This window comes from Synergistaceae bacterium (genome assembly GCA_017444345.1).
Lineage (GTDB): Bacteria > Synergistota > Synergistia > Synergistales > Aminobacteriaceae > JAFUXM01.
The window spans coordinates 16,956-37,697 of record JAFSWW010000042.1; the positions used below are offsets into that span (position 1 = coordinate 16,956).

The window sequence follows — 20,742 nt, forward strand, 5'->3', positions numbered from 1 at the left end:
TTTTCACAAATTCACGAATTAATATACACTCTCAAGTCTATAAAAATATTCCGCGCATTTCGAGAACATCGGCGACCCGTTGAATAGCTGCCATAGTTGCCGCACGTCTCATCTTTAAATGCTTTGCTTCGGCATAATCCCATACGAGCCTAAAATTGCCCTTCATTATGTTCATGAGCTTGTTATTATATTCTTCTTCAGGCCAGAATTCGCCCTGTAGATTTTGCGCCCACTCGAAATAAGAGCCTATAACGCCACCCGAATTTGCGAGAAAATCAGGAATAATTACAACGCCCTTATCGTCAAGAATCTTATCACCGTCCGGAGTAATCGGCCCGTTTGCACCCTCGACAATATATTTTGCTTTTACGCTGCCTGCTGTGTCGCGATTCAAGACTCCATCACGAGCGCAAGGGAATAAGAATTCAGCATCAGCAAATAATACATTGTCAATCTTTTCGCAGTTCCCGACCTTCTCGAATCCCTCAAGCAATTTTTTAGGGTGTGAGTGAATGGCTTCAAATGCCCGCCTTATATTAATGCCGTTCTCTGAATAATATGAGCCTGTTATATCGCTTATTGCAACAATTTTGACTCCGGCCTCGTTTAAACATTTTGCCGTAAAGCTTCCAACATTGCCGAATCCCTGAACAGCTGCTGTTACGTCATCGGGATTCTTGTCTAAAACTTTCATGAACTCAAGCCCGCATGTTGCAACGCCCCGGCCGGTTGCCTCATTACGTCCCTGACTGCCCCAGTATTTTATGGGCTTCCCAGTTAGGAGACTCGGCTCAAGTTTTCCGCGCATTTTGCTTATTGTGTCCATTATCCAGACCATTTCTTGGCCGCTCGTATTCATGTCAGGTGCGGGAACATCGCTCCAGTTGCCTACAATCGGTTCAATTCTTGCGCCATAAGTCCGTGAGATTCTTTCTTTCTCTTTCTTGGACAAATTAAGGGGATCGCAGCAAACTCCGCCCTTGCCGCCTCCGTAGGGAATTCCCGCAAGTGAACATTTCCACGTCATGAGCATAGCAAGAGCCTCGCATTCGTCCATATCGACTTCAGTATCGAATCTTATTCCGCCTTTGGAAGGGCCTAACGCTGTCGAGTGCTGAACCCTGTAACCGTCAAAGACATTCACGCTGCCGTCGTCCATTTCTACAGGTATTGAGACGTGAATCCTGCGCTCCGAGTGGCTCAAAATTGAGACAAGTTTTTCATCGAGTCCCATTTCGTCCGCTGCTCCATAAAATTCCTGAAGTGCCGTATCGAGTAATACATTAGAAGATTTTCGCCGTGCCTGCATTGTGTCATCATCCTTTCATAATGCCTATATAAATAAAACCCTCCGGCTTATTTCTCCGAAGGGTCAGCATTTATTAACGTCATAGCTTTCTGAATGTCCTTATCGAGCCATGTATTAATTGCTGATTCAGCCCGATTTAATATATCCGGTAAATTCTCGCGCTCTTCAGTGCTCAAATGTCCCAGAACGTAATTAATCATGTCGCCCGGAGCTTTTCCGATTCCGATTCTGAGTCTGGGAATATGCAGATCTCCGAGTGCGCCTATTATTGACGCGAGCCCGTTATGACCTCCCGCACTGCCCTGCGCCCTGAGTCTCAATTTGCCATATGGAAGAGCCATATCATCATAAATTATTAATATATTCTCATGCTCGATCTTATAAAATTTTACAGCTTCACTCACTGAAAGGCCGCTGGCGTTCATATAAGTTAACGGCTTGAGAAATAATATATCACGCCACCGCCATGACTCAGCATTGAATTTGTGTGAAGGTTTGCCCAGTTCGTGATTTATGACAAAAAAGTCAATGCACTGCCAGCCCATATTATGACGGGTGAAGGCGTATTCAGTTCCGGGATTTCCAAGACCAGCTATGAGACGCATAATAAATTATTTTTTCTCCTTATCGTCTGATTCGTCGCTCTCTTTGGCTGCTTTACCCTTTGCAACGACTTCAACATCAGCTGCTGCCGGTGCTTCTTCTTCAGGTGCTGCGTCCTCGACTCCGCGTGAAGTTACAACGATTGCGACAACTTCTTCAGGATCTGCCAAAGCTGCAACATTTTCGGGGAGCTTCAAATCTTTAACGTGAATAGCGTCGCCGATATTAAGCCCTGACACATCGACCGTGATAACATCGGGAATGCTCATCGGTAAAGTCTCGACTTCAAGCTCTCTAGCTGCTTCCAAGACTCCGCCGTCCTTAATGCCCTGTGATTCCTCGCGTCCTGTAACTTCAACGGGAATATTAACGGTAATTTTGCGGCCTCTGACTAAGTGCAAGAAGTCAATATGTAAGGGCATATCAGTTAAAGGGTGTCTCTGAGCTTCACGAATAATGCAAAGTTCCTCGCGTCCGTCCGGTAATTTCACGTTTAGACGAGTTGACTCCCATCTGCCTGCTAAGATTCTTTCAATCTCGCGCATGTTGACTTTACCCTTGATATTTTCTTTGATTTCCGGGCCGTAAATAATGCAAGGTACTTGTCCTGCACGTCTGATTCGTCCGTTCTCGCCTTTACCGGTTTTCTCACGGGACTCCATCACTAAAGTTACTATGTCTGCCATGATAAAAATTTTCTCCTTTATGAATAAAATATTTTTCACGCACTATTATAACAAATTAAATCACTCTTTTTGCGGGTTAATATTTTCCTTGACAAAATTAATCTCATCTTCGAGCGATTTTATTTCACGGTCAATTATCGCAAGTTTGATATTTGCAAGCATTTCGCCGATTTCTTTACCCTTGAGTCCGAATTTCTGCAGATCCGCGCCAGTTAACCGGCCTTTATAAGTCATCCATAATTCCATATGTTCAATTATAATGCGTCTTGCTTCAGGAGATTTTAACAGAGTCAGCCAGTAAACTAACGGGACGGGATCATAACTCTTAAAGAATAAATAAGCGTCTGAATTCTTGACACTTTTTTTATTCGCGCAAAATTTCTCGACGTTTGGCCACTGCATAAAACATTTTGTAAGCTGGTCGCGCTCGTTAGGGTTTAGATTCATTCTGTCCATTGCTGAAAATCTTACTTCAGGTTTTGAATCAGTCAATATTACGGCCATCCCGATAAGCCATTTCATGCCCTTGAAATCTATTCCGTGATTCTGGACTTGGTGCAAAAAGTGATCCATTATTGCAAGCCGCCTCGATAATCCTATACCGACATATACGCCCGGAAATAACGACTCCCAGACTCCTAGATCGCGCATTCTGACAGCAATTTTGCGAAAACATGACTCCTTTGAGATTAATTCAAGCTCTGCACGCACTCTAGTTGTTGAGAGACATTCAAGCAAGCCGCCTTTAACTGTACTCTTAAGCAATCTTAACGTGTTATCTTCAAATGACATATTTAAACGCTGTTCGAGCCTTATTCCCCGCAAAACTCGTGAAGGATCTTCTACAAAGCTCAAATTATGAAGTATTCTCAATAATTTATCCTTCAAATCTGCACGCCCGCCGTAATTGTCAGTCAGAGTCCCCCAGTCGTCTTCACTTAGAGAAATAGACATAGCATTAACTGTGAAATCACGCCGTCCGAGATCCTGTTTTAGTGAGTCGCTCTCAACAATCGGAGTCGCCGCCGCATATTCGTAAAATTCCCGTCTTGCTGTTGCCACGTCAACCTTCTCCCCGTCCGGAAATGTTATAGTCCCTGTTTTATACCGCCCGTGTAAAGTAGTCTTACAGCCCGGTTCATTCCATGAAGTTACAAGTTTTTCCGCGTCGCCTTCTACAGAAATATCAATATCGACATTGTGAACTCCCATTAAAATATCCCGGACTGTACCGCCGACTAAATAAGCCTTCATGCCTAATTCTTGAGCCTTAGTGCCGACTCTCCGCAAAAGTGATAAAGTTTTCAAGCTAAAAGCCTCTTCCATCAAGTGAGCAACATTTTCAACCCATAAAAAGCCGCTTGAGTCCCTCGATGTGTCATCTTCATTTGAGAGCGCGCCAGAATGATATAATGCCTTCAGTAAATCAGCCCGTGAAAGAGTGCCGACTAACTTCCCATTTAAGGCAAGCACCGGCATTTTCTCAAATCCATATGTAGCCATCATTCTATGAGCTTCTTCTATTGAGGCTTCAGAGTTCAGGCTTATAATTCCCTGAGTCATGAAATCTGAAATTTTTGCGCGGTCGAGTCCGTGTAAATGTGCCTTGTCTAAATCTTTGCGGGTCATCATTCCGACGACTTCACCATTTGAGTCGGCAACTGGTAAAGACTTCATGCCAAATCTTAACATAGTTCGATAACCTTCGTCGACTCTTGCGTCAGGATTCACGGCTATAACGGGCGATGTCATAATGTCAGCAACTTTTAATTTATTGGGAATTGCTGTAGAAAGTTTTAACTCTATTTCCTGCAAAATTTCTTGAGGCGATTTTGTTGTGTCAGAAAGAGTCGCGCTCCCTGCCTGATAATGTCCGCTGCCTCCATATTGTGAGAGAAATTCTTTAACATTCAAGAATCCCTGCATACTCCGAGCGATTATGTTAATTTTTCTCCCGCCGTTATTTATTACAGCAATTGTAACATGAGACTCGCAAGATTCTTTTAGCTTATTCACGAACACTGACAAGCCCGAAACGTATTCTTGAGTCTCTGCCCATGTTAATAAAACTTTCGCACCGTTTATATAAATTTCGCGCGCGTTTTCTGCCATAGTATCAAGTAATTTCTTGTCCTCTGCTGACATGTCGGACTCAACCTGCGAAAGAATCCCCGACAAATCCGCACCGAGTTCACGCAAATAACTAATTGCCGCAATATCGCGCTCAGTCGTGGACTCATAAGTCAATGCGCCAGTGTCGTCATAAATTCCATAAGCAAATAAAGTAGCTTCTTCGGGTGTAATTTCCTTGCGCTCGTTTAATAAATGCTCAAGTATCATTGTAGTAGCTGCCCCGATCGGCTCGTAAATTAATTCTTCAGCGGGTAAATCGTCCTGTGTTGCCGGGTGATGATCATATACGTGAACTGCGACATCTTGACGGCCTGCCAGTGCTGCAAATGCTCCGATTCGGGAACGTGAGCGCGTATCTGTAACTATCATTAATGTTACTTCATCAAGAGGGATTTTCTTAGGCTTTAAAATTTTAGCTGCCCATTGATGACCCTGACGAGCAAGAAATTCTTTAACTTTTCGACTCATTGAACCGGGCGGACAAATTACTGCGTCAGGATATAATTTTTGTATAGCGAACATGCTAGCAAGCGAGTCTAAATCTGTATTCAAATGACTTGTTATTAAATGCATGAGTCCTCATCTTCCCGTTTTAATAATTAATATAATATAATCTGTTATAGCAATATAATAATATGAGAACGAGAAAATTAACAACGCAAAATTTCTTGTTATAGTGAACGACAAGGCGAATAATTACGGAAAATTTTTATTGTCAGCTTTATAAAGAACTCACAAAATATTATACTCATGAGTGCGAGATTCTTATAATGTGTTATAACATAAAAAATTTATAATGGAGCGATTTATATTATGTACGCTATTATATTTGATTTAAATATTTATGACCTAAAAAAAGAATACGGAGAGCCATATAATAGAGCTTATGACGAAATCAGACAAGAACTTGAAAGTGTAGGCTTTGAATGGACACAGGGCAGCGTTTATATTAATAAAGCTCAAAAAAATAGCTTGACGATCGTATATAAAGCTATAAATAGATTATCCGGTATAGACTGGTTTAAAAAAAGTGTAAGAGACATCAGAGCTTTTAAGGTTGAAGACTGGTCTGACTTCAGAGAAATAGTGAAGGACGGTCTGTAATACTACAAAAATTTTTTGCTCGTGATTTTATGCTATGATATTGCAAAATTTTTATATGAAAGGTTTATTTACGTCATGAGCAAATTTCTACACTCAAAATTTAAATCGCTTGATCCATATGACACCAGCGACGAACTCGAAAGCATGAAGGGTTATATACGCCTTAACACAAACGAGTCGCCGTTTATGCCTTCACCCCTCGCAATAGAATACGCACATAAAGCAGCACAGGGACTAAATTATTATTCTGATCCTGACTGTAATTTACTAGCTGAAAAAATTTCCAGTATGCTTAATATAAAATCTTCACAAATAATCTTCGGCAACGGGTCAGACGAAATATTAAATTTTATCTTCATGGGAATGTGTGAGAACGGCGCGGCATTTCCTGATATAACTTACTCATTTTATAAGATACTCGCGAAATTTCACGGTGTAAATTATAAATTGATCCCGCTTAAGAATTTAAGAATTTGCCCTGATGATTATAAAAATTTGCAGTCACGAACTATTTTTATAGCTAATCCGAACGCACCGACTGGACTCGCGCTTGAACTCGGCGAACTCGAAAAAATTATATTGCTTAATCCTGACAGCTTAATAATTATCGATGAGGCTTATATTGATTTTGCGGACTCAGAAAGCGCAATTAAACTTGTCAATCAATATAATAATATAATAATCACTCGGACATTTTCAAAATCTCGTTCACTGGCAGGGGGGCGGCTGGGTTTCTGCGTAACTAGTGAAGAAATTGCGAAAGATTTACGGGACATTAAGAATACTATTACACCGTATAATATAAACGCAATGACTCAAGCTGCCGGACTGGGTTCACTTGAAGACGATGATTATTACAGGCAAAATATAAAAGCTATATGCACAGTAAGAGACGAGACTAAAATCAAACTCCGAGAAATGGGCTTTACAGTTATGGACTCAGAGACAAATTTTTTATTTACTCGTCATGAAAGATTAACAGGCCAAGAAATTTTTAATTATTTAAAGCAGCACGGCATAATGATAAGATACTTTGCGAGTTTACCCGAATATAACCGCATAACAATCGGAACTAGTGAACAAATGCAGAAATTATTAACTTGTCTTGATAATATCATATAAAATTTTATTACTTCACGGCATAATATATATTTCGCTTGTTTACCGGAATTTAATAGAGGGAACTAGAAATTATTAACTCGTCTCGCATAAAAATTTATTATTTGCCTACACAAAACCGGCTGAACATGGAGTCAAGTAATTCGTCCCCTGCGTCAAGGCCAAGCACCCGCAATAAATCGAGTCTTGCTGAATTCATGAGTCCCGCTGTGATGTCTTCTCCCATTGAATTAATTATTGATTCGCGTGATTCTTTCAGGGAGTCAAGCGCATTTGTAAGAGTCCTTAACTGCCCCGCGCTGGTATTCAATCCTGAAGATAATAACGAGTCTTTACATGCTATATCATAAATTAACGCTTTTAATTCTTGAATGCCCGTTAAATTCTTAGCTGATACAAAAATTTTTTTGCAACTTGAATTAATTTCGCGCGTTACTTGATTTAAATCTGACTTGTTAAATATTATTATGCTGCGATTGTTGAGCGAATCAATAAAAATTTTTTCGTTATCATATAATTCACGCGACGAGTCAATCACATACAGGCAAATATCACTGTCATTAATTGCGTCTTGAGCGAGCTTTATTCCTTCTGACTCGATAATATTATCAGTCTCACGCAATCCCGCCGTGTCAGTTAATATAATGGGAACTCCGTTAATAATAATATTCTCGTTAATAATATCGCGGGTCGTTCCTGGAATATCTGTAACAATTGCGCGGTTTTTGCCGAGAAGTGCATTTAATAAAGACGACTTGCCGACATTCGGAGACCCTGCAATAACGACTCTGACTCCCTGACTTAAGAGCATACCGGCCGAACAGCGGGAAATTAAATTCTCAAGCTCACAAATAACACTCTCAAGCCGTGATAAAATATCGTCCTCGTAGATTTCACCCTCTGGGAAGTCTAAGCTAATTTCAATACTACCCTGAAGATTTAATATTTTGTCGTGAATCTCGTGTGTTAATCGCGATAATTCCCCGTTAAGAGTCCTTGCTGCTGCGTGAAGGGCTTCAATACTGCGGGAATTAATTATATTTAAGACTCCTTCAGCCTGCGATAAATCAATGCGTCCGTTAATAAAAGCTCGTCTAGTAAATTCTCCCGGTTCTGCTGACCTCGCGCCGTTTTTCAGCAATAAATCAAGGCATAATCTAGCAATTAATATACCGCCGTGAGTATGAATTTCTGCTAAATTTTCGCCGGTGTACGTGTTAGGAGCATAAAATCTCGCTGCTAAGACTCGATCTATAATATTCCCGGACTCGTCTAATAAATTCGTTAAATATAATTTGCCAGATATATTAAAATCTTTGCGAGTTAAAATTTTTCCGGAAATAATAAAAGCGTCAGGGCCGGAGACTCGTATAATTGCGATTGCTCCTTCCCCTAACGCTGTAGAAATTGCCGCTATAGTATCATTCACGCGATTTGTTCCTTCAGCCAAGCCTCAGCACCTGCCCGGCTGTTTACTTTTCCTGTACCGACTGCCATATCAAGCCCCTCAAGTAATTCACCGACTTTGCGGCCCGGTTTCATATTAAGAAGGGTCATTACTTCGCGGCCGGTCATATAACGTGAAGAGCCCTGAGTTTGTAACATTACACTATTAAATCTGCGTAAAACCTGCTTTAAATTCCATGAATTATTATCAAGTACATCAACATATTTGTCTGTAAATCCGCCCGCATCAGCAACAGATTTTGAGAACTGTAACGAGACTTCTACGGCCTCGCGCGAGAATTCCAAGACATCTTCACAGAATTTTTTTTCTGATACAGGCTCATAGAAAGTTTTATAGCTGTTAAGAGTCGCAATTACTTCGTCAATAGTCTCTGAAGGAATATTCCAACGTGTCATATAATCAGTAATTCGCCTGTCAGTAAGTTTTGTGCGGTCAGAGCCGTCAAGAGTCCTAGTTCCTATATGCTGAAATAGTCCAGCTAGTGCAAATGCTTCACTCTGCATTAATTTATTCGTGTCAAAACGGGACTCAATAACTTGCAAAACTTTCATTACATGTTCATATAAATTGCTGTCTTTACCATCCGGAATATATTTCAAGTCGTCAAGCTCCTTCAAGAAATATGGCAGTAATCTATAATCATTACACATTTTTATGAACCTGTGAGGCCGCCTGATAATACCCTTCATTATTTCGCGTCCCCAGCGTTCCTGTGGAATATCTTTCATTCTATCTGCGTGAACATCTAAAAATTTTCTCACGTCTGTATCAGTCTTCCAGAAAATATCCATCTCAAATTCAGCTGCAAAACGTAATATTCTCAAGATTCGCAACGGGTCAGACTCGATTAACTCAACATTATCCCCTGTGAGTCTGATAACTTTGTTGCGAATATCAAATCTTCCTCCGAACGGGTCAATCATTCCGCCGTCTGAACGTATAGCAATGGCTTCAATGCTTAAATCACGGTTTGATAAATCTTCTTCTATTGTTGCACCTCTGAGACCGAACGCCCTGAAGGGAACTCCGAGAATTTCACCGCGCAATGCAGGGAATGGCCCTCGTGAATCAACAGTACCATTGCCGAGAGCTTTTAATATTGAGTACATATCATCAGTATCTACAGCAAGTGTAATAACATCAGGCTTCATACCCATTTCAAGCATTCTAACTGTGTCGCCTACAAGCCACGCTTTTGTGCCGGTTTCTTCGACCTTTTCAAGGACATCTAAATAATTTCGCAATGTATTCATCTCCTCGTATAAGATAAAGAATTGGTTAAATTAAATATATAGATTTTAGCAAATTTTAGCTGCAAACTCAGCTATTTTAGCAGGTTCTATTTTTGCTGTATTAATACAAATATCGTAATTAGCTTTATCTCCCCATTTCTGACCTGTGTAGAACTCGTAGTAATCAGCTCTTGATTTATTAATTTGCTCGATTCTCTTGGTGAGTTCGCTCTCTGACATGCCCGCGCCCTTCTCGTAATCGTCTGAAATATTATTTTCCTGACAGCGTAAAATTTTGCTGGCCATATCCGAATATATAAATAATCTCAACGGCTTTAACTCGCGCAAAATATAATCTGCACCGCGTCCCACGATAATGCAGTCAGATTTTGAGGCCATTTCCTTAATTATATTATGCTGTTCCTGCTGGACTGATTGATTATAATCCGGAATCACTGCCCAGAAAGTTCGGCCCGTATGAATAGGGAACGGGATTATAGGCTTGTGTTCGGCGACATTCTGAACGTATTTTTCTGATAGGGAAGTGCGCTTTGCTATTTCTGAAATAATTTCGCGGTCATAGTAAGCCACTTTGAGAATATCAGCAAGTTTTCGGCCGACTTCACGTCCCCCGCTGCCAAATTCCCGTCCTATCGTTATTATTCTGTTCATAAAAATTCACCTCCTGAATTAGCGAATTTTAGCACAAAATTTTTTAATTCAAGAGAGTGAAATTCAGTATATTTGATTGATTGTAATTCTTTATTGATATTGCGTGAAAAATTTTTACCAGACTGCGACTCTTGACTCCGGAGCTAAATACATCCCATCGCCGGGCTTGATATCATAAGTCCCGTAAAATTCCGGGTATTGCTGAATAATTGCATTTACTCGTATATATGGCAGGGCGTGAACGTCAAATTTTAATACATTGTCCATTCTCTCGCGGGTCTCTATTAACTTCCAGATTTTAGCGTACTGCCTGAAAAATTTATCGTAATTAAAATCTTTATGCTGGGCTGCGATTCCTAACATTGCTTTAACTCCGGCCATGTCCGCTATAGTCTCAGTGTGAACGAGTGCGCCGTTATAATTATTTCCGGAGTCATCGACTTTGAACGAGCTTAAATATTTTATGAGATTATTTGCGCGTTCCTGAAAATTTTTGAGATCTTGACTCGTCCACCATGTAATCATGTTGCCGGTCTTGTCAAATTGCGCCCCTCTTGTGTCAAATGCGTGCGACATTTCGTGGCCTATTACCATTCCTATACCTCCGAGTTTCTGCTCGTAGGACATTGAAGGATTATAGAAATCTCCGCCCAGAATCCCAGCTATTATATTAATAGAATTCTCCATAGGCTTGTAATAAGCATTAGCAACGGCAATATCAGAAATCCATAAATCGTGATCTACTTTTGTGTTAATTCGCTCATAAAAATATTTCTTGACGTTAAATTTTTGCAGTGAGTCAAGTGCTTCTATTAATGTCCCATTAGGATTTATAGAAAGCTCCGAATAATCCACCCATTTATCAGGATATGCAGAATTCAGGCGCATTGAGTCAAGTTTTTCGATTGCTTTTGCTTGAGTTTGTTCAGAGAGCCATTTTTCAGACTTGAGCATTTCACGATAAAATTTTACGGTGTCGCGAATAATTTGCTCGATTTCTTGTTTAGTTGCCTCGCTGACATATTTAGCGATATACATTTTTGACAACGGAACAGAGAGATGACCGTGTACAAAATCCGCAGCAATCTCGTTATCGGGCTTATTTCCTGTTATGCCGCTGCGTTCATTAGAAAGTTTCTGAAGCTCCCTATATGCCGGCTCGTCGATTTTACCCATGTAAGAATTTGCAAGATTCCTGATTAGATATGCCTTGATTAAATTAACATTTTCGCTCGTGTATAAATCATTTAAAGCCTTGAGCCATTCGGGCTGCTGTAAATTCATTAAATTAGATTTTGCCGAGTGAGATTCTATAATATCAGCATACGGAAAAATTTTTGACTTCTCGCGCAATTCCTGAATACTCAACGGGTTATAAGTCTTCTCGATTGCCTCAGGTGATTCAAGCTCGTTAACGTTCATCATGGACGGGGCAATTTTTGACTCGAACTCAAAGGCCATTGCTATAATTTCAGAAATTTTTGACTCGTCATAGCCTAAACGCTTAAGCATATATCTTGACACTGAGTCATTAAATTTTTTCGTGCGTTCTCCGTTCTTAGAAAGAGTCTTATATTCAGCAGAGTCGCCCAGTGATAAACCGGTCGGGGATAATTCGAGATTATAAGATTCTGAGTCCTTGTTATCGAGTCCGAGTCCGAAATCTGCTATAACTAGATTGTGATAAAAACTAGTCTCTGACATGAAAAATTTGCTTAAATCATCAAGAGTCTTTATTGATTCAATTTCTTGAATTAATTCCGGTAAATTTCCAAGACCGTTTTTATTTCGTTTGTCCCAGTCAAGCCAGATCGAATATAAATTTTTGACGAGTTCAGCATCATGGCCGGTCAAATTTTCATCAGTCATAATAGCGCGTAAATCTGCGTCAATTTCGTCCTGTAATTCAGTAAATGCCGCATTGCGTGAGTAACCGGGCTTGAGTTTTGCATTAACTAGCCATTCATGATTAATTGATCCGTAAAAATCATCTTTTAAGGCGGGATTATAATTTTTTGCTGCTCCGATTAAATTAGTATTAAGCCAGGGAGTCTGCCCGGCCTGTTCGCCTGCAAAAGCCCTGACTGTGAATAATGACATCATTATAAATAATGCCGCTAAAAATTTACTGCAATACATAAAGAGTGCTGCCTCCTGAAGCGTAAACAGTCCCGCCGTCCACTGCAATATGAGGATAAAGTCCGAGATTTACATTAAATCTCACTGCGCCCGTATTCGCGTCGAGAACGTAAAGAGTCCCGCTTGAATTTGCCGCAAAAACAAGTCCGCCGGAAATTATAATATTGCTGCTGATTTCGCCGCCTGATTCTTTGCTTAAATCTGACTCCCATAAAATTTGGCCGTTTTTCTCGTTAAGTGCTGCGACTGATCCCCTGCCAGTTCCTACAACTACAAGATTATTGCTTACTGCCGGAGAAGTTGTTACAACGTCAGAAACTTTTACATGCCATTGAGGGACAATACCTTTAATTTTTACAGACTGGACTGATCCGTCCCAAGCTGAGAAATAAACATTTCCATTTGCTACAACAGGTGTATTAACTGCACCGCCAGCACCGCCGCCGCCTGTTCTTTTTCCGTTATTAGGGGCGATAAAATCAAGTTTTCCGTCATAACCTGCCAAGAATACACAGCCCTCACCATAACCGGGGGCGACTCGGACTCTCTGAATACCGCCGGCATATGTCCATAAAGTGCTGCCGTTTTTCGCGTCTACTGCGTATAAATTCCCGTCATCGCGTGTAAAGAATACCATTCCGCCGCCAACTGCTGCACCGTCGCTCATAGTTGACGAGACACTATCAGACGTAACGGGGAGACTCTGCCAAATAAATGCGCCGTCGGAAATTCTCAAGCAAGTTACTACGCCTTCACCGTCCGCAAAAATTGCATTATTTCCGGAAATTACAGGAGTCCCTTTGATTGTATTCGCGACTCTATAGCTCCAGATCATTCGGCCGTTATTCTTGTTAATTGCTACGATGTCGCCTGTTTCTGTTCCGAATAAAATAGTGCTGCCGGAAATTGTAATCCCGCTTGTTATTGAACTCTGAACTTTAGAAATTTCTCTTGAACGTCCGGAAAATGCCGACGCTGCTGACACTACAAGAATTACTACTAATAAAGCTAATAAAAATTTTTTCATGATTATAAATTCACCTCGATAAAATTATACCCCCCGATATAACCGGAGGGCTAAGTGTAAATATGTAATTTTCTTGATTATTTATTTTGCGGGAATTAATACAACTTGTTGATCGGCATCATAGGGATCTGAGAAATCCATAACTGCGGCGCGTTCTTCAGTCATAACTAATGCAGAACAAATCATATCGATTCGCCCAGTTTCGAGAGCTTCCGGCAATACTTCAAATCTATAATCTACCATGATTAATTCTTTGTCTAACTTTTTAGCAACTGCCGCGCAGAGTTCTACGTCAATCCCCGAAAATCCTTTAATTGTCCTGACTTCATACGGGGGGAATGCAGCCGCACAACCGACCCATAATTTTCCGTTCTTGGCTCCGAGATTGAAATCAATAGCTGCCGGGTCAGGCTCTTCAACGTGAATATATTTCGAGATTATAGCCGCTAATGTGCCTTCTTCTTTTATCTCGACTAATGCTTTATTCACACTCTTGAGAAGTTCCTGATTTCCTTTCTTGACTGCGATCCCGTAATAACTGCTGTAAAGTGTTTCGGGCAAAATTTTAATAGCCTGCTCATTTGCCGTGAAAAATCTTGCAGGTGATTCGTCCATAACAACAGCGTCAACTTGGCCGACCTTGAGAGCTTCAATTAATGCTGCTACATCTTCATAGACTAAAATATTATCTTGAGAATCTTTCAGCATTTCACGAATTAAACTCTCACCGACTGAGGCATTTTGCACACCTACTTTTGAGGCTTTGAGGTCGTCAATTTTCGTAATTTCTGCAGACGAACAACCGGCGAATAGGGCTATTACTGCGAGAATTAATGCGATTCTAATAAATTTTTTCATGTTATAGAGTCCTCCTTCTAATAATAATAGCCTCTTCTCATCATTTCGCGGCGTTCACGTTCCCAGCGTTCCTGTTCTCTTCTTGCTCTGTCTCTGCGTTCGGCCTCTTCTATTCTGAGTCTGTTGCGTTCTTCGGGCGTTAAAGGTCTCATAGGACGAGGTGCGGGCGGGACTGGTCTAACTTCAGGATAATGAGTTCTCCCATCTGGCCTGACATATGGCGCAGGACGTGGAGGAATCGGAGTCGGCGGCACTGGACGCGGCGGGACTGGCTTAGGTACAGGACGGGGTAATGGACGCGGTTCGGGTCTCGGCACTGGACGCGGCAAAACTTGAGGCTGCTGAGGAGCTACAGGAACTACAGGCCTATATCTTACCGGAGGGGAAGGGGGCGGAACTACAGGCCTGGGAGCTTCTATAACAGTTGACGATTTTGCAAAACTTGTACCGGCTGTTAAAGTAGCTGCGAGTATAAAGAATGCTGCAAATTTCTTGAATCTCAAATTAATAACCTCCTTATAAAATTTTATTATTTCTTGTCAGCTGATTCCGGTTTATCAGCAAGCACTAAGATTACTTCTTGATCTGCATCATAAGGGTCGGAGAAGTCCATAACTTTTTCGCGCTCGTCTGAAATTGTGAACGCTGAACAAATCATATCGATTCGCCCTGATGAGAGAACTTCAGGCAAAATATCAAACTTGCAATCAATTATAACAAGTTCCTTGTCTAATTTTTTCGCAATTTCCGCGCATAATTCGATGTCAATACCAGCAAATCCGCTTTCAGTCCTAACCTCATAAGGCGGGAATACAGCAGAACAGCCAACCCAGAGTTTGCCGCCTTTCGCACCCTTGTTAAAATCAATCTCTGAAGGGTCAGGCTCTGCGTTTATATATTTCGCAACAATACGCGCTAAAGTTCCCTCGTCCTTAATCTCAATGAGTGCCTTGTTTACCTCGTCGCGGAGTTTATCACCCTTCTTGAATGCTATTCCGTAATAAAAGCTGTTTACAGGTTCGGGCAAAATTTTAAGTCCTTCAGTGTTAAGTAAAAAATATCGAGCTGGAGTCTCATCAAGAACTGCCGCATCAATGAGTCCCATTTTTAGAGCGTTAATTAATTCCGAAACACTTTCATAAACGAGAATATTATCGGGTGAATCTTTTAGCATTTGGCTTATAATTGCATGAGCTGCTGAAGAATTCTCGACACCAACTTTTGCGCCCTTAAGATCGGCCACTGAAGAGACCCCGGCGAATGCTGCTCCGGCCATTATAGCAATCACAGCGAGTAATAATACAAATCTTGTAAATAATTTCATGTAAACCGGCCTCCCTTACTTGCGGTTATTCTTGATTATTTCGGTGAAGATTTCGCCCATGATTTCAGCTTCCCGGTCATGTCTGCGCTTGCGTTCCCAGTCACGTCGCATTTGTTCTTCATAGGCTCTGCGTTCAAATTCGCGTGCTTCCCATTCACGGCGCTCTCTTTCTCGGCGTTCGGCTTCCCAGCGCATTTGATCCCGTCTTGCCTGTTCTCTCAAATAATAATCATCAGGCGGAGGAGGCGGCGGAGGAACTGGCACAGGAACAGGAACAGGCCTATATCTTACCGGCGGAGGAGGCGGCGGGGGCGGAGGGACTGGCACAGGCCTATATCGCGGCGGTGGTGCTGAAATGTAAGCAGCTGAGGCAATCCCATAAACGCAAATAGAAAACATTGCGGCCAAGAAAAAAATTGCTGCTAATTTTTTGATTCTCATGTTGACCTCCTAATTATATAAATATAAATATTGATTATTGCAAGAAATTATATACCCTCTCCCGCGCGAGTGAGTACAGCAAATTAACAGAGAGGGAATAATAATTACAGAAAGTTATACATACTGTTCGATTTGATCATGAACGACGACGAGATTATTAAAATCTTCAATTTTAGGACGCTGCACCATTATGGGCTCTCTTACATGAATATATTGCGTGTCGACTCGCTTAATCGTGAATCCCCTTTCAAGACGGCTCGCAAATCCGCTAGTGTTTATTATGCTGCTGGTCTGCACAATTTGCATTGACATATTAACCCCTCCTTGAGTTATGAATTTATATATATTCTACACTAAAAAATTTCTTATGACTTCATAGTGATATAATATTTTTGCTGTGCAGCATTCTTGCGTAAGTCCGAGCAACACGGGCAGACGCATTTTTTTGTGCCTCCCCGAACAAAATAGGAAGGTGTAAAACTTGAATTCAAATGATTTTCTCGAACGCGAGCCGGTAAGCAAATTGCTTGTAAAATATTCAGTGCCGTTAATAATTTCTTTACTTGTTGCAGCATTATATAATATCGTCGATCAAATTTTTATAGCAAATGCCGGCTATTTAGGCTCAAACGGGAACGCAGCAAATAATGTAGTATTCCCCTTGACTGTAATAGCCCTTGCTTTCACATTATTAATAGGCGACGGGGTTTGTGCTTTTGTGAGTATGAGTCTGGGCTCAAGAAATATCAAACAGGCCGGCGACAGTGTAGGGAGTGCGGCTTTACTCTCTTCAACAACGGGAATAATAATCGCTATAATTTATTATATTTTCCGTGAAGAGCTATTAACTTTTTTCGGCGGGAGAATTAACGACGAGACATTTAATTTTGCGCTTGAATACTTCACGTTTATAATTCCGGGGATTCCCTTTTATGTATTCGGCCAAGCAATGAATCCTATAATTTCAGCAGACGGCAGCCCGAATTATGTAATGTTCTCGACCTTAATGGGAGCTGGTATAAATATAATTCTTGATCCCGTGTTTATATTTATATTTCACTGGGGACTGATGGGAGCAGCACTCGCAACGATACTCGGACAAATTTTCACGGCGTTTATGTCGGCCCGCTATATAGCATTTAACATGAAAGCTATAAAATTTTCACGCGAAAATCTTTCATACAACACAAAATTAATGCGTCGTTATCTGCCGCTTGGCATGTGCAGCTTTTTATCGCAAATTTCACTAGTTATCAGTGTCGCCGCTGTAAATCTCATGATCAAGAAATACGGTGCATTAGATAAAATTTTCAGTCAGCCTGAATATTCGCAAATTCCTATGGCAGTAATCGGCATAGTCATGAAATTCTTTCAAATTGTAATATCTATAGTCGTAGGACTCTCGGCAAGCTGTACACCTATAACAGGCTTTAACATGGGCGCGGGAAGACCTGACAGAGTCAAAAAATTATTTTCTCTGTTACTTGCTTGTGAAATAGTAATAGGCCTGATTGCGTTTATAATAGTTGAATTATTCCCGGCAAAAATCGCTGATTTATTCGGAGCCTCAGGAGAAAGTTTTTATTATGCTGCTTTCACTGTAAAATGTTTCAGGACTTATTTGTGCCTGATAGTTCTTGCTTGCGTGAATAAGGCGGCATTTATATTTATTCAAGCAATGGGAAGGCCGTATATTTCTGCGGGACTGTCAATTACTCGTGAAATAATTTTCGGAGCGGGCTTAACAATTTTGATGCCGTTATTCATGGGACTTGACGGCGTTTTATGGTCAATGCCTGCGAGCGATGGACTCACGTTTATAGTATCTCTTGCAGTAATAATCATGATTTATAAAGAATTAAGCCGGCCGGTTAATAATCTCGAATACTAAAAATTTTTTGCTCAGGACTCGCGCGGGTCTTGAGCATGTATAATAATACATGAAGACATTAAAATTTTTTGCTTGTCAGGGCAATAAATATTATCGCTCAAACAAAATTATTTCTTAATCTGCCAGTAATAAAGCAATTATAATAATTCACAATCACCCGCAAAAAATCTAATAAAGCATATAACACTAAAAATTTTACGCTTAAATTATAATTATCTTGACAAACTCGCAAAATTATCATAAAGTTTTTATGCACAAACTAAAATTTTTACGAGAGAAAATATAATGACAAATAAAAGCGTGAATTTAATACAAATTTTTATGGAACACACAAAGAATTCTGACACTGAAAATTTTATCAGGAATATATTATTTTGTTTCGGAGCACCGACTATTAAGGGCTTAAAAGCTGCGTGCTTGATAAATTTCAGGCGTAATCAGGACGAAAATATGCGCTCAATCTGGAAATTAAACGCGTCTAAGTGGCTTGATTCGCTAGGTGTAGAATGGCTTTTACTGAATGAACACGAAAAATTTAATAATAATGCTCTCGTTATGATTTATAGGCGTGAATTGCTTTCAAGGGCTTTAACATGTAAGAAGGCCTGCGAGATCTTAAAGAGTCAGGGCTACCCGGTGAATAATTTAGACTCGTGCTTAAAATGTTTATGCGAAAAATTTTGCTCAAGATTCCCGCATGAAATCGGCCTGTTTCTCGATTACCCGCCCGATGATGTTAAATGCTTTATGGAGAATAAACGCGCAAAAAATTTATTAAATCATACTTACTGGAAAGTTTACAGCAATAGTAATATCAAGAAGGCACGCCGGACTTACCGCAAATATAAGCGAGCAGAGTACGACGCAGCCCGAATGATTTTATCTTTATAGGAGGTTATATTATCATGGCAAAAGTTTTAATTGTCTACGTATCAACAACAGGGAACACCGAGAAAATGGCCGATGCTATTTATGAAGGTGCTAAGGCAGCAGGTGCAGACGTAACTTGCAAGACAGTCGGGGACGCTTCAGTAAGTGAACTCGCAAATTATGATGTAATAGCGTTCGGATCTCCCGCAATGGGCGCAGAAGTAATCGAGGAAGCAGAAATGGAACCGTTTTTCACGGAGGCAGCAAGCGCAATTAAGGGCAAAAAAGTTGCTGTATTCGGCTCATATGACTGGGGCGACGGCGAATGGCTCAGGACATGGGAAGACAGATGCAAAGAGGCAGGCGCAAATGTTATCGCAAGCGTTAAAGCCCATCTCGAACCCGACGACGACGCTATTAAAGAATGCAAGGATTTCGGCGCAAAACTCGCATAAAAAAATTTTCGGCCTCCTGAGTATTAATTTATTCGGGAGGTCATTAATCTTGTAAATTCTATACTTCCCAGCGTTGACAAATGAATATGATCTATAAATAATGACGGGTCAGAATGTGAAAATTTATAGCCGGTCCCGGAAATATTGAGCCGGTTTATTAATTCTTGAGAGATAAAATATTTTGCTTCATTCTCGCGCAATAAATTTATATATTCCTGCATTATACTTGAATAAATGCCGCTGTTGATCGTGTCAAAAAATTTCGGAGTCTCTATAAACACTAGATTTATATTATGCTCGCGGCAAAGTTTTATAATTTTCGTGATTGCTTCTTTCTGTAAATTATTAATATTGCCCGTGCCTGTTTGAGGGACTGGAGTAGAGTCAAGAATTTCGCGTGTAGTTCCTGAAAGATTGCCGAGAGTCGCCCCCTTGTGATAGCGGTTTGCAACGAGTTTTTTATACAGCGGCCATAATAAAAATATATCATTACCAGACGAAATAAATAACTCCCATGTTAGAGCTAAATAATTTTCTTGATTGCGCGTTATAGTTTGCCAAAGTGCAATTTTCAGGCTTAAGGGCGAGTCAAATATCATGCGTGACTCGGCGAGTTTTGACTCTTGAGCGGCTGAATATGCGTACATATCGAGATATAAATTTTTTATTGCTGTATTATGCTTGATTAAATATTCAATTACTAGTAATTCAAGAGTGGGATCAAAGCCGTTATAAGCAAGTATAAAAGAGTCTGGCCCAACTTTTTCGGCCTCATTTATATTTATTCCGCGTCCGAACATTGACGAGCCTATATAAAGATTTGTTATCTCACCGAGTTTAGCAGCTTTATAAATCCCCTTGTCAATTTGCAAGCTCAACTCACACGAATAAATATTTTTTACAGCAAGAAAAGCTACACAAGCAAGTAACGCAAGAAATAATATTTTGATTCTCAGAGTCATTAAATAATTCACCTTTCATAATGCTATAATCATTATAAATTTTCCGGGCAATATCAGCAAAAAATTTCATGAGAGAATGCAAGTTTTACTAATACATTTACTAATACAAAAAGTTAATCTAATTACAGTAATAGCAATAACTCACAGAGATAAAAATTTTCGTATCATTGCAATTTTTTTTATCGTGTTGATTCATAAAAAATTTTACGTGGAAAATAAAATTATTTGCTCCCTCAGGCTTTGAATGAGTCCCACATTCGTATCGAGTATCACTGCCCGCCCGATAAAAATTTTTCAGCGCAATATTTGCCCATTTAGCTTTAAATGAATCCCCGTTCGTGTCGAGTATCACCGCCGCCCGATAAAATTTTTTTAGCGCAATATTTACCCATTTAGCTTTAAATGAGTCCCTCGTTTGTGTCGAGTAGTGGGGGGGGGGGGGGGGGGCG

At 40.5% G+C, this 20,742-nt stretch carries 21 protein-coding genes; 5 read left to right on the forward strand and 16 right to left on the reverse strand.

Annotated elements, in window-relative coordinates:
• Window positions 1-37: 37 nt before the first annotated feature.
• From IJS99_02580 to IJS99_02595, 4 genes are read right to left on the reverse strand one after another with little or no spacing between them, the layout of a single operon-like run.
• Entirely contained in the window at window positions 38-1,309 is a 1,272-nt protein-coding gene (locus tag IJS99_02580; GenBank protein ID MBQ7560708.1) for a Glu/Leu/Phe/Val dehydrogenase, read from the reverse strand.
• Window positions 1,310-1,356: 47 nt separating this feature from the next.
• Window positions 1,357-1,914 carry an aminoacyl-tRNA hydrolase gene (locus IJS99_02585; protein MBQ7560709.1) on the reverse strand — a complete coding sequence of 186 codons (558 nt, stop codon included), beginning with the start codon at window positions 1,912-1,914 and terminating at the stop codon, window positions 1,357-1,359.
• A 6-nt stretch (window positions 1,915-1,920) separates the two neighbouring features.
• Window positions 1,921-2,598: a 50S ribosomal protein L25 gene (locus IJS99_02590; GenBank protein ID MBQ7560710.1), complete on the reverse strand. Its 678-nt coding sequence runs from the start codon at window positions 2,596-2,598 to the stop codon at window positions 1,921-1,923.
• A 60-nt stretch (window positions 2,599-2,658) separates the two neighbouring features.
• The gene (locus tag IJS99_02595) at window positions 2,659-5,304 is read right to left on the reverse strand and encodes a CBS domain-containing protein (protein MBQ7560711.1); all 2,646 of its coding nucleotides are present in this window, start codon (window positions 5,302-5,304) and stop codon (window positions 2,659-2,661) included.
• Between the two features lie 240 nt (window positions 5,305-5,544).
• On the opposite strand from IJS99_02595, the gene IJS99_02600 reads away from it, so the two are divergent.
• Window positions 5,545-5,835, forward strand: coding sequence for a virulence protein (locus tag IJS99_02600; protein MBQ7560712.1), 291 nt, complete (start codon window positions 5,545-5,547; stop codon window positions 5,833-5,835).
• Between the two features lie 75 nt (window positions 5,836-5,910).
• A complete protein-coding gene (gene hisC, locus IJS99_02605) occupies window positions 5,911-6,957 on the forward strand; it encodes a histidinol-phosphate transaminase (protein ID MBQ7560713.1) in 1,047 nt (348 codons plus the stop codon).
• A 97-nt stretch (window positions 6,958-7,054) separates the two neighbouring features.
• On the opposite strand, the gene mnmE is transcribed toward hisC, so the two are convergent.
• The 10 genes from mnmE to IJS99_02655 form a co-directional block, all read right to left on the reverse strand.
• Complete coding sequence (mnmE, locus tag IJS99_02610) at window positions 7,055-8,383, reverse strand: tRNA uridine-5-carboxymethylaminomethyl(34) synthesis GTPase MnmE (GenBank protein MBQ7560714.1); 1,329 nt, start codon at window positions 8,381-8,383, stop codon at window positions 7,055-7,057.
• Window positions 8,380-9,666: a CCA tRNA nucleotidyltransferase gene (locus IJS99_02615; protein ID MBQ7560715.1), complete on the reverse strand. Its 1,287-nt coding sequence runs from the start codon at window positions 9,664-9,666 to the stop codon at window positions 8,380-8,382. The genes mnmE and IJS99_02615 overlap by 4 nt, the downstream gene beginning before the upstream one ends.
• Window positions 9,667-9,720: 54 nt before the next feature.
• Entirely contained in the window at window positions 9,721-10,326 is a 606-nt protein-coding gene (locus tag IJS99_02620) for a cytidylate kinase-like family protein (protein MBQ7560716.1), read from the reverse strand.
• 114 nt (window positions 10,327-10,440) lie between these two features.
• Window positions 10,441-12,465, reverse strand: a complete 2,025-nt coding sequence (locus IJS99_02625) for a M13 family metallopeptidase (protein MBQ7560717.1) — start codon at window positions 12,463-12,465, stop codon at window positions 10,441-10,443.
• On the reverse strand, window positions 12,452-13,492 hold the full coding sequence (locus IJS99_02630; GenBank protein MBQ7560718.1) for a PQQ-binding-like beta-propeller repeat protein: 1,041 nt from the start codon (window positions 13,490-13,492) through the stop codon (window positions 12,452-12,454). The genes IJS99_02625 and IJS99_02630 overlap by 14 nt, the downstream gene beginning before the upstream one ends.
• Before the next feature lie 81 nt (window positions 13,493-13,573).
• On the reverse strand, window positions 13,574-14,350 hold the full coding sequence (locus tag IJS99_02635) for a transporter substrate-binding domain-containing protein (GenBank protein MBQ7560719.1): 777 nt from the start codon (window positions 14,348-14,350) through the stop codon (window positions 13,574-13,576).
• Between the two features lie 17 nt (window positions 14,351-14,367).
• Entirely contained in the window at window positions 14,368-14,853 is a 486-nt protein-coding gene (locus IJS99_02640) for a hypothetical protein (GenBank protein MBQ7560720.1), read from the reverse strand.
• Between the two features lie 26 nt (window positions 14,854-14,879).
• Entirely contained in the window at window positions 14,880-15,674 is a 795-nt protein-coding gene (locus IJS99_02645) for a transporter substrate-binding domain-containing protein (protein MBQ7560721.1), read from the reverse strand.
• Between the two features lie 15 nt (window positions 15,675-15,689).
• Window positions 15,690-16,115 (reverse strand): hypothetical protein, encoded by a 426-nt coding sequence (locus IJS99_02650; GenBank protein MBQ7560722.1) that lies wholly within the window; start codon window positions 16,113-16,115, stop codon window positions 15,690-15,692.
• Window positions 16,116-16,229: 114 nt separating this feature from the next.
• The gene (locus tag IJS99_02655) at window positions 16,230-16,427 is read right to left on the reverse strand and encodes a hypothetical protein (protein ID MBQ7560723.1); all 198 of its coding nucleotides are present in this window, start codon (window positions 16,425-16,427) and stop codon (window positions 16,230-16,232) included.
• Between the two features lie 169 nt (window positions 16,428-16,596).
• Between IJS99_02655 and IJS99_02660 the strand changes: the two genes are divergently transcribed.
• From IJS99_02660 to IJS99_02670, 3 genes are all read left to right on the forward strand, one after another.
• Entirely contained in the window at window positions 16,597-18,006 is a 1,410-nt protein-coding gene (locus tag IJS99_02660; protein ID MBQ7560724.1) for a polysaccharide biosynthesis C-terminal domain-containing protein, read from the forward strand.
• 285 nt (window positions 18,007-18,291) lie between these two features.
• Window positions 18,292-18,897, forward strand: a complete 606-nt coding sequence (locus tag IJS99_02665) for a DUF3793 family protein (GenBank protein ID MBQ7560725.1) — start codon at window positions 18,292-18,294, stop codon at window positions 18,895-18,897.
• A 14-nt stretch (window positions 18,898-18,911) separates the two neighbouring features.
• The gene (locus IJS99_02670) at window positions 18,912-19,331 is read left to right on the forward strand and encodes a flavodoxin (protein MBQ7560726.1); all 420 of its coding nucleotides are present in this window, start codon (window positions 18,912-18,914) and stop codon (window positions 19,329-19,331) included.
• Between the two features lie 23 nt (window positions 19,332-19,354).
• Here IJS99_02670 and IJS99_02675 read toward each other — a convergent pair whose 3' ends face one another.
• Together IJS99_02675 and IJS99_02680 are read right to left on the reverse strand one after the other, a co-directional pair.
• Window positions 19,355-20,293: a hypothetical protein gene (locus IJS99_02675; protein ID MBQ7560727.1), complete on the reverse strand. Its 939-nt coding sequence runs from the start codon at window positions 20,291-20,293 to the stop codon at window positions 19,355-19,357.
• Window positions 20,294-20,411: 118 nt separating this feature from the next.
• Window positions 20,412-20,742 (reverse strand): hypothetical protein (locus tag IJS99_02680; protein MBQ7560728.1); only part of this gene is annotated, 331 nt, incomplete at its 5' end.